At 60.1% G+C, this 15,022-nt stretch carries 16 protein-coding genes; 15 read left to right on the top strand and 1 reads right to left on the bottom strand.

From position 1 onward, the window contains the following. The first annotated feature begins 1 nt into the window (after window position 1). Both murD and ACR0AH_RS10345 read left to right on the top strand, forming a co-directional pair. Window positions 2–1,396: a UDP-N-acetylmuramoyl-L-alanine--D-glutamate ligase gene (gene murD / locus ACR0AH_RS10350; protein ID WP_480592037.1), complete on the top strand. Its 1,395-nt coding sequence runs from the start codon at window positions 2–4 to the stop codon at window positions 1,394–1,396. 112 nt (window positions 1,397–1,508) lie between these two features. After that, window positions 1,509–1,883 (top strand): glycine zipper family protein, encoded by a 375-nt coding sequence (locus tag ACR0AH_RS10345; RefSeq protein WP_255611713.1) that lies wholly within the window; start codon window positions 1,509–1,511, stop codon window positions 1,881–1,883. Here the strand turns inward: ACR0AH_RS10345 and ACR0AH_RS10340 are convergent. Beyond that, complete coding sequence (locus ACR0AH_RS10340) at window positions 1,880–3,058, bottom strand: BaiN/RdsA family NAD(P)/FAD-dependent oxidoreductase (RefSeq protein WP_170661987.1); 1,179 nt, start codon at window positions 3,056–3,058, stop codon at window positions 1,880–1,882. The two genes, ACR0AH_RS10345 and ACR0AH_RS10340, sit on opposite strands and share 4 nt — an antisense overlap. A gap of 194 nt (window positions 3,059–3,252) precedes the next feature. Between ACR0AH_RS10340 and ACR0AH_RS10335 the strand changes: the two genes are divergently transcribed. The 13 genes from ACR0AH_RS10335 (at window position 3,253) to ftsZ (ending at window position 14,977) form a co-directional block, all read left to right on the top strand. Next, entirely contained in the window at window positions 3,253–3,588 is a 336-nt protein-coding gene (locus tag ACR0AH_RS10335; RefSeq protein ID WP_170392042.1) for a cupin domain-containing protein, read from the top strand. 252 nt (window positions 3,589–3,840) lie between these two features. Beyond that, complete coding sequence (gene ftsW, locus ACR0AH_RS10330) at window positions 3,841–5,004, top strand: putative lipid II flippase FtsW (protein WP_170392040.1); 1,164 nt, start codon at window positions 3,841–3,843, stop codon at window positions 5,002–5,004. Then, window positions 5,004–6,101, top strand: a complete 1,098-nt coding sequence (locus tag ACR0AH_RS10325; protein ID WP_170420828.1) for a UDP-N-acetylglucosamine--N-acetylmuramyl-(pentapeptide) pyrophosphoryl-undecaprenol N-acetylglucosamine transferase — start codon at window positions 5,004–5,006, stop codon at window positions 6,099–6,101. Before ftsW ends, ACR0AH_RS10325 begins: the two co-directional genes overlap by 1 nt. Further along, complete coding sequence (gene murC / locus ACR0AH_RS10320; protein WP_170401377.1) at window positions 6,098–7,504, top strand: UDP-N-acetylmuramate--L-alanine ligase; 1,407 nt, start codon at window positions 6,098–6,100, stop codon at window positions 7,502–7,504. The genes ACR0AH_RS10325 and murC overlap by 4 nt, the downstream gene beginning before the upstream one ends. A 4-nt stretch (window positions 7,505–7,508) precedes the next feature. Then, entirely contained in the window at window positions 7,509–7,757 is a 249-nt protein-coding gene (locus ACR0AH_RS10315) for a DUF2484 family protein (protein WP_170401374.1), read from the top strand. Beyond that, window positions 7,754–8,020 carry a DUF2484 family protein gene (locus tag ACR0AH_RS10310; protein WP_170392032.1) on the top strand — a complete coding sequence of 89 codons (267 nt, stop codon included), beginning with the start codon at window positions 7,754–7,756 and terminating at the stop codon, window positions 8,018–8,020. The genes ACR0AH_RS10315 and ACR0AH_RS10310 overlap by 4 nt, the downstream gene beginning before the upstream one ends. A 23-nt stretch (window positions 8,021–8,043) precedes the next feature. Then, a complete protein-coding gene (locus ACR0AH_RS10305) occupies window positions 8,044–8,337 on the top strand; it encodes a hypothetical protein (RefSeq protein WP_170401372.1) in 294 nt (97 codons plus the stop codon). Further along, entirely contained in the window at window positions 8,334–9,260 is a 927-nt protein-coding gene (gene murB, locus ACR0AH_RS10300; protein WP_170512294.1) for a UDP-N-acetylmuramate dehydrogenase, read from the top strand. The genes ACR0AH_RS10305 and murB overlap by 4 nt, the downstream gene beginning before the upstream one ends. Before the next feature lie 108 nt (window positions 9,261–9,368). Next, on the top strand, window positions 9,369–10,286 hold the full coding sequence (locus ACR0AH_RS10295) for a D-alanine--D-alanine ligase (RefSeq protein WP_480591841.1): 918 nt from the start codon (window positions 9,369–9,371) through the stop codon (window positions 10,284–10,286). After that, the gene (locus tag ACR0AH_RS10290) at window positions 10,274–11,278 is read left to right on the top strand and encodes a cell division protein FtsQ/DivIB (RefSeq protein WP_480591838.1); all 1,005 of its coding nucleotides are present in this window, start codon (window positions 10,274–10,276) and stop codon (window positions 11,276–11,278) included. The genes ACR0AH_RS10295 and ACR0AH_RS10290 overlap by 13 nt, the downstream gene beginning before the upstream one ends. Window positions 11,279–11,286: 8 nt before the next feature. Beyond that, window positions 11,287–12,621: a cell division protein FtsA gene (gene ftsA, locus ACR0AH_RS10285; RefSeq protein WP_170392023.1), complete on the top strand. Its 1,335-nt coding sequence runs from the start codon at window positions 11,287–11,289 to the stop codon at window positions 12,619–12,621. Then, on the top strand, window positions 12,608–13,027 hold the full coding sequence (locus ACR0AH_RS10280) for a hypothetical protein (protein ID WP_480591835.1): 420 nt from the start codon (window positions 12,608–12,610) through the stop codon (window positions 13,025–13,027). The genes ftsA and ACR0AH_RS10280 overlap by 14 nt, the downstream gene beginning before the upstream one ends. Window positions 13,028–13,375: 348 nt before the next feature. Beyond that, window positions 13,376–14,977 carry a cell division protein FtsZ gene (gene ftsZ / locus ACR0AH_RS10275; RefSeq protein WP_170732910.1) on the top strand — a complete coding sequence of 534 codons (1,602 nt, stop codon included), beginning with the start codon at window positions 13,376–13,378 and terminating at the stop codon, window positions 14,975–14,977. Window positions 14,978–15,022 lie beyond the last annotated feature (45 nt).

Below are 15,022 nucleotides of genomic sequence, written 5' to 3'. Positions count from 1 at the left end.
AATGATCCCGGTCAAAGGGTTTTCAGGGCAGAAAGTAGCGATTCTGGGGCTAGGTCGGTCGGGTCTGACCACCGCACGAGCGCTGCGCGCTGGCAGGGCTGAGCCGATCTGCTGGGATGACAACCCCGCCGCGCGTGAAGCGGCAGAGGTCGAGGGATTCTCGTGTGTCGATCTGCGCCGCCACGGGGCGTTTGACGATATTGCCGCACTAATTGTCTCGCCCGGCATCCCTCATCTCTACCCCGCGCCGAACCCGGTTGTGGCCGCTGCGTTGGAAGCCGGAGTTCCGGTCGACAATGATATAGGTCTGTTCTTTCGCTCTTTCGCAGGCCCTGAATGGAACAACTACGACATCCCACCGCGCGTCATCGCGGTGACGGGATCGAATGGCAAATCAACCACCGCTGCGTTGATCCAACATATCCTGACCGAGGCCGGGCGCGACTCGCAACTGGCGGGTAACATTGGGCGCGGCGTGCTGGACATCGACCCAGGTGGCGATGGATCGGTCGTGGTACTGGAGCTATCGAGCTACCAGACCGAACTGGCCCGCGCACTGACGCCGGATGTGGCGGTTTTCACCAATCTTTCACCTGATCACTTGGATCGACATGGTGGAATGGGTGGTTACTTTGCCGCCAAACGTCGCCTGTTCGCCGAAGGAGGCCCAGACCGCGCCGTGATCGGGATAGATGAGGCCGAGGGCGCGTTTCTGGCCGGGCAACTGGCCGAGGGGCCGTCGGATGACCGGGTGATCCGCGTCTCGGTGGCGCGCAAGCTGACCGGGTCGGGTTGGCAGGTCTTTGCCCGCAAGGGTTTCCTGTCGGAATACCGCAAGGGCCGTCAGGCCGGATCGATCGACCTGCGTGAGATCAAGGGCCTGCCCGGTGCGCATAATCACCAGAACGCCTGCGCCGCCTATGCCGCCTGCCGTTCGCTGGGCCTTGCTCCGCGCGTGATCGAAGACGCGCTGCACAGCTTCCCGGGTCTGCCGCACCGCAGTCAGATCATCGCCGAGGCGGACGGCGTGACCTATGTGAATGACTCGAAAGCCACCAACGTAGATAGCGCCCTCAAAGCCTTGAGCGCGTTCAAGAAGATACGTTGGATCTGTGGCGGGCTTGAGAAAGAAGGCGGGCTTGAGGCGCTGAACGGGGCAGGGGACCACGTAATCAAGGCCTACGTCATCGGGCGTGAGGCGGCGAGCTTTGCAATGCAGTTGCAGGCCGATGCGCAAGTCTGCACCACTATGGAAGCGGCGGTTATGCAGGCCATGGCCGATGCGCAGCCCGGTGAAACCGTTCTATTGGCACCTGCTGCGGCCAGTTTCGACCAGTATGACAACTTCGAACAACGTGGCGATGACTTCGTGGTTCAGGTTAAAAAACGCCTCTGAAAGCAATGCGTTTGCAATAGATCGCCGGTTCGGCGAAGCTGTGGGCCTATCTGCTTGACGCACTGCCTGCATTGGTTTTTGCCTTCAGGAAATTCAACACGAGGTCATGAATATGCCAAACCGTAAACTTCTTCTGGTCGTTCCAGCGCTGCTGGCTGCTGCGGCTTGCACCAATACCGGGGCCAACTATCAGCCCGTGATCGATGGCCCGGTAGGCCCTAACTACAACTCGGACCTGTATCAGTGCCAGCAACTTGCAGCCTCGCAGGCCAGCGTTGACGGATCGACCGCAGGTAATGCCGCAATCGGCGCTGCAGGTGCTGCAGCCGTCACCGGCATCGTTCAGGACAGCAGCGACAACCTGGGTCGCGCCGCCGTTGCCGGTGCGTTGGTTGGTGCAGGCGCTGACGTGATCAACAAGAACCAGAACAAGGAAGTCATCGTGCGCAACTGTATGCGCGGACGGGGTTACAACGTCGTAGGCTAACGGCTTGCGATGGCACTTCCGGCGGCGTGGCCCGAGGACCACGCCCATTGGAAGTTGTAACCGCCAAGCCAGCCGGTGACATCCACCGCTTCACCAATGACATAGAGGCCGGGGACATCCCTGGCCTCCATGGTTTTGGACGACAGCCCGTCAGTGTCGATCCCGCCCAGAGTGACCTCGGCGGTGCGATAGCCCTCGGTGCCCGACGGCGTAAGCCGCCAGTTGGACAATGCGGCGATCAGTTCCGACAGCGCCGTGTCGGACTGATCCGCAAGATTGCCCTTCATCGGGATATGGTGTGCGAGGTATTCCACCAGACGCGTGGGCAGGTGGCGTGCCAATTCGGTGGTCAGCGCCTTGCGCCCAACAGCCTGCCGCTGATCGCGAAGCAGATCGTATAAAGGCAAATCGGGGATCAGGTTGACCCATATTGCCTCACCCTCGCGCCAGTACGAAGACAATTGCAGTACCGAAGGACCGCTCAACCCGCGATGGGTGAACAACAAAGCCTCGTCGAAACTGCTGCGCTCGTTTGATAGTCGAGCGGGCAGGGAGACGCCGGACAGATCCTTGAACCGACCGTCCGAGAAGGTGAACGGCACCAGCGCCGCCCGTGTCTCGGTTATCTGCAGCCCGAATTGCTGCGCGATGTCATAGGCCAACCCCGTTGCGCCCATTTTGGGGATCGATTTGCCACCCGTGGCCAGAACCAGATTGCGACAGGTCAGAAGGATGTGCTTGCCATCGCGTTCGACATCCAAAGCGAAACCGCTTTCGGTTTTGCGCAAGTTGCGCAGCGACGTCTGCACCCAGAGCTCGGCCTCGGCCTTGGCCATTTCATTCAGCAGCATCTGGACGATCTGTTTCGAAGACCCGTCGCAGAACAATTGCCCAAGCGTTTTTTCATGCCATGCAATGCCATGGCGATCGACCAGCTCGATGAAGTCCCACTGTGTATATCGCGCCAGCGCTGATTTGCTGAAATGCGGATTCTGAGACAGGAAATTGCCCGGTCCCGCATACATATTGGTGAAATTGCATCGTCCACCACCCGAGATGCGGATCTTTTCTCCGGGAGCTTTTGCATGGTCGATCACCAGCGCCTGGCCACCGCAATGGGCTGCGCACATCATGCCGGCCGCGCCAGCACCGAGGATGATCGTCTCGAAATCCATATGCTGCGCATGGCGTGGATTGTGAGCGATGGCAAGAGCGCAGACCAAAAACGGTGTGGGTTTGGCCCACGGAATTTCTCAGCAGCACATGGGTTTGTGCCATATGGTATGTGGATTTTTACTCGTAGTGCATTCTGACATGCTAGGCTCTGTGCTAATGCTTGCCGGTTAGATCCATTTAAAGGGATAAAAATATGCGCTTTCCAAACTTCATTACAGACTTTCCAAGACTAGACGTGCCATTTCCCGAAGACGTCGTGCAGACGGCAGTCATTCGATCTGATGCTGGTTTGGTCGCCTTTTTTACTTTTCTTAAAGAAATGGAACTCCCACTACATTCACATGGTGCCCAATGGGGTACGGTGGTGGAAGGAGAAATTGAACTCACCATTGGCGGAGAGACGAAAGTTTATCTGCCCGGCGACAGCTATTCTATCCCAGCCGGAGTGGAGCATGGCGGGCGCATCAAGGCGGGTTCCCGAGTGATCGATGTGTTTGAAGAGCCTGACAGATACCCCATCAAAGACTGACGATTTACTTTTTGAACAATGACGTTGGGCGCGGTTGATATTTGGATGAACTCAAACCGAGCCTCAACGGGCCGTCGATCAGAACAGGCAGCATGCGCTGCTTGAATGCATGCGCGTTTGTCAACGGCGGCTCATCGTTCCGGAATTCCAGTTCTGCCTGTCATTCTGCTAGCCCAAATGTAAAAATCCCTGTAGACTCTCAGCCAGATCCCGAAAACGGGACGTTAACGAGGCAGATAGTGGCGGTATCTCATGACTGAGATGGTGTATGGCGCGGTCCAGGACCAGCGCGGAGAACCGATTCTTCCGAAGTGGTGGCGAACGATTGATCGCTGGACGATGTCCTGCGTTCTGATCCTGTTTGTCATCGGGCTTTTGCTTGGGCTGGCCTCGTCGCCGCCACTGGCGGGGCGTAACGGGTTCGATCCTTTCCACTATGTAGAACGTCAGGCGATCTTTGGCGGGCTGGCGCTGGTTGCGATGCTGCTGACCTCAATGATGTCGCCGACACTTGTGCGGCGGCTGGCGATTCTGGGCTTTCTGGCCTCGTTCGTGGCGCTGGCCTTCCTGCCGGTCTTCGGTACAGACTTTGGCAAAGGCGCGGTGCGCTGGTATTCGCTGGGTTTTGCCTCGTTGCAGCCATCCGAGTTCCTCAAGCCCGGTTTTGTCGTGGTGGCCGCATGGCTGTTGGCCGCATCACAGGAAATCAACGGCCCGCCGGGGCGGTTGTGGTCCTTTGCACTGTGTATGTCCATCGTGGCAATGCTGGTGATGCAGCCCGATTTCGGGCAGGCCTGCCTTATCCTTTTTGGTTGGGGTGTGATGTATTTTGTTGCCGGAGCCCCGATGCTGCTGCTGGTCGGCATGGCCGGAGCCGTGGTTCTGGGCGGCATGTTTGCCTATTCCAATTCCGAGCACTTTGCCCGTCGTATCGATGGTTTCCTTAATCAGGAACTCGATCCGACCACCCAGCTTGGGTATGCCACCAATGCCATCCGCGAAGGCGGTCTATTCGGCGTCGGCGTGGGTGAGGGGCAGGTCAAGTGGTCTCTGCCTGATGCGCATACGGATTTCATCATCGCGGTCGCGGCCGAAGAATACGGGCTGATTCTGGTGCTGATTATCATCGCGCTGTACTCGCTGATCGTTGTGCGTTCGCTGCTGCGGCTGATGCGCGAACGCGACATGTTCATCCGTCTGGCTGGCACTGGTCTGGCCTGCATGTTCGGCGTGCAGGCTATGATCAACATGGGCGTCGCCGTGCGTCTTCTGCCCGCCAAGGGCATGACGCTGCCGTTTGTCAGTTATGGCGGATCGTCCCTGATTGCTGGCGGCATCGCGGTTGGCATGTTGCTGGCCTTCACCCGAACCCGCCCGCAGGGCGAGCTGGGCGACATTCTGCGCGGACGAGGCTGATGGGCAAACCTTATCTACTAATCGCAGCAGGTGGCACCGGCGGCCACATGTTCCCCGCGCAGGCGTTGGCCGAGGCGATGCTACAGAAAGGCTGGCGTGTGCGCCTGTCCACCGACCCGCGCGGAGCGCGCTATACCGGTGCGTTCCCCGCAGACGTCGAGATTGTCGAGGCATCCTCGGCCACCTTCGCCCGAGGCGGATTAGCGGCCAAGATGTTGGTTGGACCCAAGATTGCTGCTGGAGTCACTAGCATGGCTGCGCAGATGATGCGTGACAAGCCGGATGTGTTGGTGGGCTTTGGCGGCTATCCGTCGATACCGGCGCTGGGCGCGGCCATCCTGCTGAAGCTGCCGCGTATGATCCATGAACAAAATGGCGTTCTGGGCCGGGTAAACCAACTGTTTGCCACGCGTGTGGCTCAAGTGGCCTGTGGTGTCTGGCCCACCGATCTGCCTGAAGGGTCCAAGGGCATACACACTGGTAACCCGGTTCGCGCCTCCGTTCTTGAACGCGCTGCTGCCCCCTATATCCCGCCTGGGGAGTACCCGATGTCCGTCCTGGTGATGGGCGGCTCACAGGGCGCACGTATCCTCAGTGACGTGGTGCCGGGGGCCATCGCTGCGCTGCCTGAATATCTGCGCGGGTACATCCGCGTCTCGCATCAGGCCCGCGATGAGGATGGTGAACGGGTCAAGGCCTTTTACGCCGATCACGGCATACGCGCCGATGTACAGCCTTTCTTTGATGACGTACCTCGCCGCATGTCCGACGCGCAGCTGGTTGTCAGCCGGTCGGGTGCCTCCAGTATTGCCGACATTTCCGTGATTGGCCGTCCGTCGATTTTGATCCCGCTTGCCACGGCTGCCGGAGATCATCAAACAGCCAACGCGCGTGGGTTGGTTCAGGCAGGTGGGGCGATCATGATCCCCGAAAACGCCCTTGACGTTCCCGCGCTGACACAGCAAATGACCACGGTTCTCACCAACCCCGAAGCCGCACAGCAAATGGCCCATGCCGCGCTATCGGTCGGGGCACCGGACGCCACCGAGCGTCTGGTCGCCCTTGTCGAGCAACTGGCGCAGAAGGAGACCTCATGAATCCAGCAACCAAACTGCCGCAGGACGTTGGACCGATCCACTTCGTGGGCATCGGTGGGATCGGGATGTCGGGTATCGCAGAGGTGCTTTTGAATCTTGGCTACCGTGTACAAGGTTCGGACCTGAAAACCTCGAAGATTACTGACCGGCTGGCTGGGCTGGGTGCTGAGATTTTCGAAGGCCAGCGTTCCGAGAACTTGCAGAACGCCGCCGTGGTCGTGGTCTCAACTGCGATCAAACCGGGGAACCCGGAACTGGACGAGGCACGCGCGCAGGGCCTGCCCGTCGTCCGTCGCGCCGACATGCTGGCGGAACTCATGCGCCTGCGCTCGAACATTGCCATCGCCGGAACTCACGGTAAGACCACAACAACCACTATGATGGCGGAACTGATGGTCGCGGGCGATTTCGACCCCACAGTCATCAATGGCGGCATCATCCACGCCTATGGCAGCAACGCCCGCATGGGGCAGGGCGAATGGATGGTGGTTGAAGCGGATGAGAGCGACGGCTCATTCAATCGCCTGCCTGCAACCATCGCCATCGTCACCAATATCGACCCCGAGCATATGGAGCACTGGGGCGATTTCGACCAACTTCGCGACGGGTTTTACGAGTTCGTCTCGAACCTGCCGTTTTATGGCTTGGCCGTCTGCTGCACAGATCATGCCGAGGTGCAGGCGCTTGTTGGCCGCATCTCCGACCGCCGCGTGCGCACCTATGGTTTCAACGCACAGGCCGATGTGCGGGCCGAAAACCTGACCTATAAGGGCGGCGTTGCCCATTTCGACATCCATTTGCGCCACGAAGACAAGGTGATTGAGGGCTGTACCCTGCCGATGCCCGGCGATCACAACGTCTCGAATGCGCTTTCCGCTGTGGCCGTGGCCCGTCATCTGGGCATGAAAGCTTCGGAAATTCGCGACGCGCTGGCCAATTTCGGCGGCGTCAATCGCCGCTTCACGAAGGTTGGAGAAATTGACGGCGTCACCATCATCGACGATTACGGCCACCATCCGGTCGAAATCGCCGCCGTTCTCAAGGCCGCACGTCAGGCCACCGAGGGCCGCGTTATCGCCGTCCACCAGCCTCACCGCTATTCCCGCCTGTCCGACCTGTTCGACGATTTCTGCACCTGCTTCAACGACGCCGACGTGGTCGCTATTGCCGAGGTCTTTGCCGCAGGCGAAGATCCGATCGAAGGTGCCAGCCGTGACGATCTTGTGCAGGGCCTGATCCGCCACGGCCACCGCCACGCGCGCGCGATCTTGAACGAAGAAGACCTCGCCCGCCTTGTCCGTGAACAGGCCCGCCCGGGCGATATGGTTGTTTGCCTCGGCGCAGGTACGATCAGTACCTGGGCCAACGGTTTGCCTGACCGGTTAATCGCCAAAGCGAGCTAACCTCGTGGCGTTGTCGCTCATACTCGCCTGCGTCTGGGTCTTCGCTTCCACTATTGTGGCGATGCTGCCGATGCACCTGCAATTCCCACCGGGTGTTGTACTGTTTGCCAGCGCGCCTGCTCTGATTCTGTGGCTGAGTTTAGACTATGGCTGGTTCGTCGGAGTCCTGGCTGCTGGCGGTTTTGTTTCGATGTACCGCAACCCGATCCGCTACTACTGGCGCAAGTGGACGGGTAAAGAGGTGTCGGAATGAACTGGTCGATTGCGCTTGCCGGTCTGTGGGGTGTTGTCGCCAACGTGTTGGCGATGTTGCCCAGCAAGGACAACCATTGGCGGCGCGCCTATTTCCTGATCGCCGTTGGCGTCCCCATCCTAGGCTATGTCACCTATGAAAATGGTCCATGGATCGGGCTGCTGGTTCTTGCGGCAGGTATGTCAGTTCTGCGTTGGCCGGTGATTTACCTCACCCGTTGGACAAAGGCGAAAATGCAGGGCATGAAGGCGGCGAACAAGTAACTGGCCATTTTCAGGAGGCCCCCATGGTCGACATCGCCACTTTCGCCTATTTGCCGCTGATTACCCTGATCCTCGGGACGCTTGCGGGTTTTGTCGCCGCGCGCTGGATCGGCCTCAAGGCACTGCTGTGGCTGATCGGGCTGACCTCGGCACTTGGTCTGGTACTGATCATAGTGCTGGCCGGTGTCGGGACAGGAGAAGAAGAACAGGCGTTCGGACCCTTCGTCTGGCTGACCGGTGCGGTCCTGCCCTTCCTGTTTGCGGTGATCATGGGTGGAGTAGGCGGGCGCAGCCTTGCATCGCGGGAAGGCGCATGAGCGAACTGCCCGACGTCCGTGGCCGCTTGTCCGCGGCGCGTTCTCTTTCCGAACTCACCTGGCTGCGCGTCGGCGGACCAGCGGATTATCTGTTTCAACCCGCCGATACCGAAGACCTTCAGTCGTTTCTGCGTGATCTGCCTGCGGATGTTCCCATCTTTCCTATGGGTGTCGGATCCAATCTGATCGTCCGTGATGGTGGTCTGCGGGCGGTGGTCATCCGATTGGGGCGCGGGTTCAATGGTATCTCGGTCGAAGGCAATACCGTCAGCGCGGGTGCCGCCGCGCTGGATGCGCATGTGGCGCGTAAATCAGCGGATGGAGGTGTGGACCTGACTTTCCTGCGCACGATACCCGGGTCGATCGGCGGGGCCGTGCGTATGAACGCGGGCTGTTACGGCAGCTATACGGCGGATGTGTTGCAAAAGGCTACCGTCGTCACCCGCGCCGGAGAGATCGTGGACCTGACCCCGCAAGACCTCAGCTTCCGCTATCGCCAGTCCGACCTGCCCGAAGGCGCGGTGCTGATCTCGGCGACGTTTCAAGGCCCCTCGGGCGATCCAGCTGAGCTGCATGCTCGCATGGAGGCGCAGCTAAAAAAGCGCGACGAAACTCAACCCACCAAGGACCGCAGCGCCGGGTCGACCTTCCGTAATCCAGCCGGGTTCTCGTCGACTGGGCGCGCGGACGATGTGCATGACCTCAAGGCGTGGAAAGTGATCGATGACGCGGGTATGCGCGGGGCCACGAAAGGTGGCGCGCAGATGAGTCCCAAACACTCGAATTTCATGATCAATACAGGCGACGCCACCGCCGCAGATCTCGAAGGTCTGGGCGAAGAGGTGCGAAAAAAGGTTTACGAAACAAGCGGCATCACGCTAGAGTGGGAAATCATGCGGGTCGGTGATCCGCTGGAAGAATAAAGCCCCGACCGTCAGACCATAACAGGCAAATTAGGACGACGGATCAAAGGCATAAACGCAGTACGGACCACCACATAAGGTCCGGGGACATTGAGGCGCACATTGGGTATGTCGAGCAGGACAAACCCCAGAGTGGCGGTATTGATGGGCGGCCCCTCGGCGGAACGCGAGGTGTCTCTCAGCTCTGGGCGCGAATGCGCAGCCGCTCTTGTGGGTGAAGGCTTTGAAGTGGTCGAACTGGACGCAGGTCCGGACCTTGCTGCTCGCCTTACCGATATCCAACCCGATGTGGTGTTCAACGCCCTGCATGGACGCTGGGGCGAGGATGGCTGTGTGCAGGGGCTACTGGAATGGATGCGCATTCCTTACACGCATTCCGGTGTGCTGGCTTCGGCCCTTGCAATGGACAAGCAACGCAGCAAAGAGGTCTACGCCGCCGAAGGATTACCCATCGTACCCAGCCTGATCGTTCCCAAGGTCGAGGTGGTCGAGGTCCATGTGATGGAGCCGCCCTATGTGGCCAAGCCCAACAACGAAGGTTCCAGCGTCGGCATCTATATCGTGCATGAAAATGCCAACGGCCCGCCGCAACTGGACGAGGCGATGCCTGATCAGGTGATGGTCGAGAAATACGTCGCGGGCCGGGAACTGACCGTGACCGTGATGGGCGATCGCGCCCTGACGGTGACCGAGATCATGACCGATGGCGGTTGGTACGATTATGATGCCAAGTACAAGCCCGGCGGCTCGTGGCATGTGCTGCCCGCTGACATTCCGCAGGACATCTTTGACCGCTGCATGGACTATGCGGTGAAGGCGCATAACGCGCTGGGTTGTCGCGGTGTGTCCCGTACCGATTACCGCTGGGATGACGGCAGGGGTGCCGACGGGTTGTTTCTGCTGGAAACCAACACCCAGCCTGGCATGACGCCGACTTCGCTGGTACCCGAACAGGCCGAGCATCTTGGCATCAGTTTCGGCCAGCTCTGCGCCTGGATGGTGGAGGACGCCTCATGCGACCGCTGACCGCCACCCGCGCGCCGGTGATTCACCGGACCAAACCGTTGACGGGGCCGGATGCCGATTTCACCGCCGCGCCAAGGCCCGAGCCCAAAACCGAACCTAAGCTGCATTTGCGCGGGGCGCGTCTTTTTGGCCGCGCGCGCAACGTGGACCCCGCGCCCTCGCGCCTCAGCTACCGCTTTCAGCGCTGGATGCTCACCCCCGGCATCCGGCGCGGGCTAAAAATTGGCCTGCCGGTTCTGACCGTCGTTGGTTTGGTGGGTGGCTTCTTTGCCGCCGAAGAACGTCGTGAGGCGGTCAGCACCTATATCGCCGACATCAAGACCTCGATCCAGGAGCGCCCCGAATTCATGGTCAACCTGATGGCCATCGACGGGGCAGGAACCGCACTGTCTGAGGATATCCGCGAGATCGTGCCGCTCGATTTCCCGCTCAGCTCGTGGGATCTGGATGTGGAGTTGATCCGCGACACCATCACCGGGCTTGACCCGGTGAAATCGGCAACCGTACGCATTCGCCCTGGCGGGATTCTTCAGGTTGATGTGGTCGAACGCCAGCCGGTCATCGTCTGGCGCACCCGAGACGGGATCGAGCTATTGGATGAAACCGGAGCCCATGTTGACCGTGTTTCAGCACGCGCCGATCACGCAGCCCTGCCACTGATCGCAGGGAAGGGCGCGAACAAACATGTCCCCGAGGCGCTGCAAATCCTGACCACAGCCCGCAGCCTGGGCGAGCGGGTCCGAGGCCTCGTCCGCGTGGGCGAGCGGCGTTGGGATCTGGTGCTGGATCGCAACCAGCGCATCATGCTGCCGACCGAACGCCCGGCCCGCGCACTGGAACGCGTGTTGGCGGTGAACGAGGTGCAGGACCTTCTGGAACGTGACGTGGCCGTGGTCGACATGCGACTGGGGCAGCGACCGACCATCCGAATGAACAAAACGGCCAGCGAAGACTGGTGGAACACAAAAGTAGATGTGAGTAGCGGGCAGTAACGACCATGATGACCGATCTTTATCAGTCCCAAAGGGCTATGCGGCAGATGCGCCGGCAGGCGATGCAACGCGGCGTCGTCGCCATTCTGGATGTGGGCAGCTCCAAAATCGCTTGCCTTGTATTGCGCTTCGACGGGACGGGGCGGTTGTCCGAGGATAACTCGATCGGCTCGATGGCCGGTCAGACCGGGTTCCGCGTCATTGGCGCTGCGACCACCCGCTCGCGCGGGGTGCAGTTCGGCGAAGTCACTGCGATGCAAGAAACCGAACGCGCCATCCGCACCGCACTGCAGGCGGCGCAGAAGATGGCCGATATCCGCGTGGATCACGTGATTGCATCCTTCTCAGGGGCGAACCCGCGCTCGTACGGGCTGGATGCACAGGTCGATCTGGAAGGGCAACTAGTTACCGAAGCCGAGGTCGGTCGTGTCCTGAACGCCTGCGATGTGCCCGATTACGGCGAAGGGCGCGAGGTACTGCATGCGCAACCGGTGAATTTCGCGCTCGACAACCGCTCGGGACTAATCGATCCGCGCGGTCAGCTGGGGCAAAGCCTCGCTGTGGATATGCACATGCTCACCGTCGATGCGGTGGCGATCCAGAACATCGTCCGCTGCATCAAACGCTGCGATCTGGAGCTGGCAGGGATTGCGAACTCGGCCTATGTCTCGGGCATTTCCGCATTGGTCGAGGACGAACAGGAGTTGGGCGCGGCCTGTATCGATCTGGGCGGCGGAACCACCAGCATCTCGATCTTCATGAAGAAACACATGATCTATGCCGATTGCGTGCGCATGGGCGGGGATCACGTGACCAGCGACATTTCGATGGGCCTCGGCGTGCCCGCAGCGGTGGCCGAACGGATCAAGACCTTTAACGGTGGCGTTCACGCGACCGGAGCCGATGATCGCGACCTGATCGACATCGGTGGCGATACTGGCGATTGGGAGCATGACCGCCGTACCGTCAGCCGTGCCGAGTTGATCGGCATCATGCGCCCCCGCGTCGAGGAGATTCTCGAAGAGGTGCGTACTCGTCTGGACGCTGCCGGTTTCGATCACCTGCCAAGCCAGCAGATCGTTCTGACTGGTGGTGGCAGCCAGATCATGGGGCTAGACGGGCTTGCCAGCCGGATTCTGGGTCAGCGTGTTCGTTTGGGCCGCCCGCTGCGCGTTCATGGCCTGCCGCAATCCGCGACCGGGCCCGGTTTTTCTTCGGCAGTGGGGCTTAGCCTGTTTGCGGCGCATCCTCAGGACGAATGGTGGGATTTTGAGATCCCGGTCGACACCTATGCCGCGCGCCCGTTCAAGCGCGCCGTGCGCTGGTTCCGTGACAATTGGTAATGCCCTGCGTGGTGCAGCCGTTGGCGCGGCCCTTGGGCCCGCTGCGGCCCCGGCTCAAACCCTGATTGCGCCAGAGGCGTTTCTGAGCGCCGTCGTTGGCAAAACGATCACCTTCCATGAAATCCGAAGCGGTATGTTGGTCGGAACTGAGGAATTTCTCAGCCCGACGCTCTCGGTCTGGCGGATGGAGGGGCGGGGCTGTGTCTATGGCCAGATCACCACGCCAAATGGCCAGATCTGTTTTCTGTACGATGATGCGCCCGATGGCCTGCCAGTCTGCTGGTGGCCCTACCTGTACAATGACCGGCTGATGGTGCGGCTGGCGCGCTTCGTCGGCAGCGAAACGCAAGAGGTCCGTAGCATCTCTGAAGATGGCCTGAACTGCCCAAGTGCCCCGGTAGGTTAAAGAAATCAGTTGCGGCAACTGCCAAATTGCCGCAAAATAAGGCTCAAGGCCCGGCAGAGGCCCAGCGGCAGGACATTGAGCAGTTTTCCGCGACCAAACGAGTGACTAAAAGTTTTCTCATCCCCTCAATGCGGGTGGGGTCTTTCCGTGTGTAGTGGCGCATGAGCCTTTCGCCGCAACATTTCGCGGTAACAGCGAAATGCCGCTGTTTGCTGCCTTATTTCCTCCATATTTTGTGGATTCGTGCGATTTTTCTGGTGACGTTTCCGAAATGACACAGTAAAATCGACTGTGGATAGGTCAGAAAAACCGCATTTTGCGGCAACATAAAAAACAGGCGGACAGAGCATGACATTAAATCTTTCGATGCCCGGGCACGACGAACTCAAGCCTCGGATTACCGTATTTGGCGTTGGCGGCGCTGGGGGCAATGCTGTCGACAACATGATTGAAAAACAGTTGGACGGCGTAGAATTTGTCGTCGCCAACACAGACGCACAGGCGCTGCAGCAAAGCCGTTCGTCGGCGCGGGTGCAGCTGGGCGTCAAAGTCACCGAAGGGTTAGGTGCAGGTGCGCGTCCGACCGTGGGTGCTGCAGCAGCTGAAGAAAGCATCGAACAGATCGTCGATCACCTAGCGGGTGCGCATATGTGCTTTATCACCGCCGGCATGGGTGGCGGCACAGGCACCGGCGCAGCCCCGATCATCGCGCAAGCAGCGCGGGAGCTGGGTGTCCTGACCGTTGGGGTTGTCACCAAACCCTTCCAGTTCGAAGGCGCCAAGCGTATGCGTCAGGCCGAAGACGGCGTTGATGCGCTGCAGAAAGTCGTCGACACGCTGATCATCATTCCGAACCAGAACCTGTTCCGTCTGGCCAACGAAAAGACAACGTTTACCGAGGCGTTCTCGATGGCCGACGATGTCCTGTATCAGGGCGTCAAAGGCGTAACCGACCTGATGGTGCGTCCGGGTCTGATCAACCTCGACTTCGCCGACGTTCGAGCCGTGATGGACGAGATGGGCAAGGCGATGATGGGCACAGGCGAAGCGACCGGTGAAGATCGCGCCATTCAGGCAGCCGAGAAGGCCATTGCCAACCCGCTGTTGGACGAAATCAGCCTCAAGGGTGCCAAGGGTGTGCTAATCAACATCACCGGTGCGCACGATCTGACCTTGTTCGAACTGGACGAGGCCGCCAACCGCATCCGCGAGGAAGTGGACCCGGAGGCCAATATCATTGTCGGTTCGACCCTGGACACCGAGATGGAAGGCGGAATGCGCGTTTCAGTCGTTGCCACCGGTATCGATGCCAGCGAGAAAACCGAAGATGTACCGGTCGCCCGCCGTTCGATGTCGGCTCCGCTGACACGCACGGTTTCGGCAGAAGACTCCACGCCTGAACAAATCGCTGCAGATGAGGCCCTGGCTGAGGACAACATTGCGCCCACGCTCTTCGAGTCCATCGAAGATGTCGAGTTCAACGATGGCTGGCAAGACGAACAACCCGCTGCCGAGCAGGAAGATGACGGGCTGCCTCCGCCCGCCTATCAGCCTCAGGTTGCACAGTTCGAACCGCAACCCGAAGTCGAAGAGACAGTCGATTCCTACGACGCACCGCGTGCCCAGACCCCCGGCACACCGTCTCCGGAAGCGATGCAGCGGTTGCAGGCCGCAGTTCAGAAAGTACCTTCGAACCGGCTGCGTCCGACGCCTGAGGCACCTCGCGAACCGGCCCCTCAGCCGCAGCAAGCGACCGAGGATCGCCCGCGTTTTGGCTTCAACCGATTGATTGACCGGATGACCGGCCATGCGGCCGATACGCCCGCTCAACCGGTGCGCCAACAGCCTGCGATGCGGTCGGTTGACGCAACGGCACCTGTTCAGGATGAAGCCGATCCTGATCAGGAGCGCATCGAAATTCCCGCCTTCCTACGGCGTCAGGCCAACTGATCGCGGTAACAAAATCATCCCGAAGGGCCGCCATCGCGCGGCCCT

The sequence above is a fragment of the Ruegeria sp. AM5 genome (genome assembly GCF_056540645.1).
The sequence above is the reverse complement of the archived record's forward strand: the minus strand, read 5'-3'. Positions and strand labels throughout refer to the sequence as shown.

Coding starts and splice junctions, on each gene's coding strand:
- murD (WP_480592037.1), top strand. CDS start 2: ATGATCCCGGTCAAAGGGTTTTCAGGGCAGAAAGTAGCGATTCTGGGG.
- ACR0AH_RS10345 (WP_255611713.1), top strand. CDS start 1,509: ATGCCAAACCGTAAACTTCTTCTGGTCGTTCCAGCGCTGCTGGCTGCT.
- ACR0AH_RS10340 (WP_170661987.1), bottom strand. CDS start 3,058: ATGGATTTCGAGACGATCATCCTCGGTGCTGGCGCGGCCGGCATGATG.
- ACR0AH_RS10335 (WP_170392042.1), top strand. CDS start 3,253: ATGCGCTTTCCAAACTTCATTACAGACTTTCCAAGACTAGACGTGCCA.
- ftsW (WP_170392040.1), top strand. CDS start 3,841: ATGACTGAGATGGTGTATGGCGCGGTCCAGGACCAGCGCGGAGAACCG.
- ACR0AH_RS10325 (WP_170420828.1), top strand. CDS start 5,004: ATGGGCAAACCTTATCTACTAATCGCAGCAGGTGGCACCGGCGGCCAC.
- murC (WP_170401377.1), top strand. CDS start 6,098: ATGAATCCAGCAACCAAACTGCCGCAGGACGTTGGACCGATCCACTTC.
- ACR0AH_RS10310 (WP_170392032.1), top strand. CDS start 7,754: ATGAACTGGTCGATTGCGCTTGCCGGTCTGTGGGGTGTTGTCGCCAAC.
- ACR0AH_RS10305 (WP_170401372.1), top strand. CDS start 8,044: ATGGTCGACATCGCCACTTTCGCCTATTTGCCGCTGATTACCCTGATC.
- murB (WP_170512294.1), top strand. CDS start 8,334: ATGAGCGAACTGCCCGACGTCCGTGGCCGCTTGTCCGCGGCGCGTTCT.
- ACR0AH_RS10295 (WP_480591841.1), top strand. CDS start 9,369: ATGTCGAGCAGGACAAACCCCAGAGTGGCGGTATTGATGGGCGGCCCC.
- ACR0AH_RS10290 (WP_480591838.1), top strand. CDS start 10,274: ATGCGACCGCTGACCGCCACCCGCGCGCCGGTGATTCACCGGACCAAA.
- ftsA (WP_170392023.1), top strand. CDS start 11,287: ATGACCGATCTTTATCAGTCCCAAAGGGCTATGCGGCAGATGCGCCGG.
- ftsZ (WP_170732910.1), top strand. CDS start 13,376: ATGACATTAAATCTTTCGATGCCCGGGCACGACGAACTCAAGCCTCGG.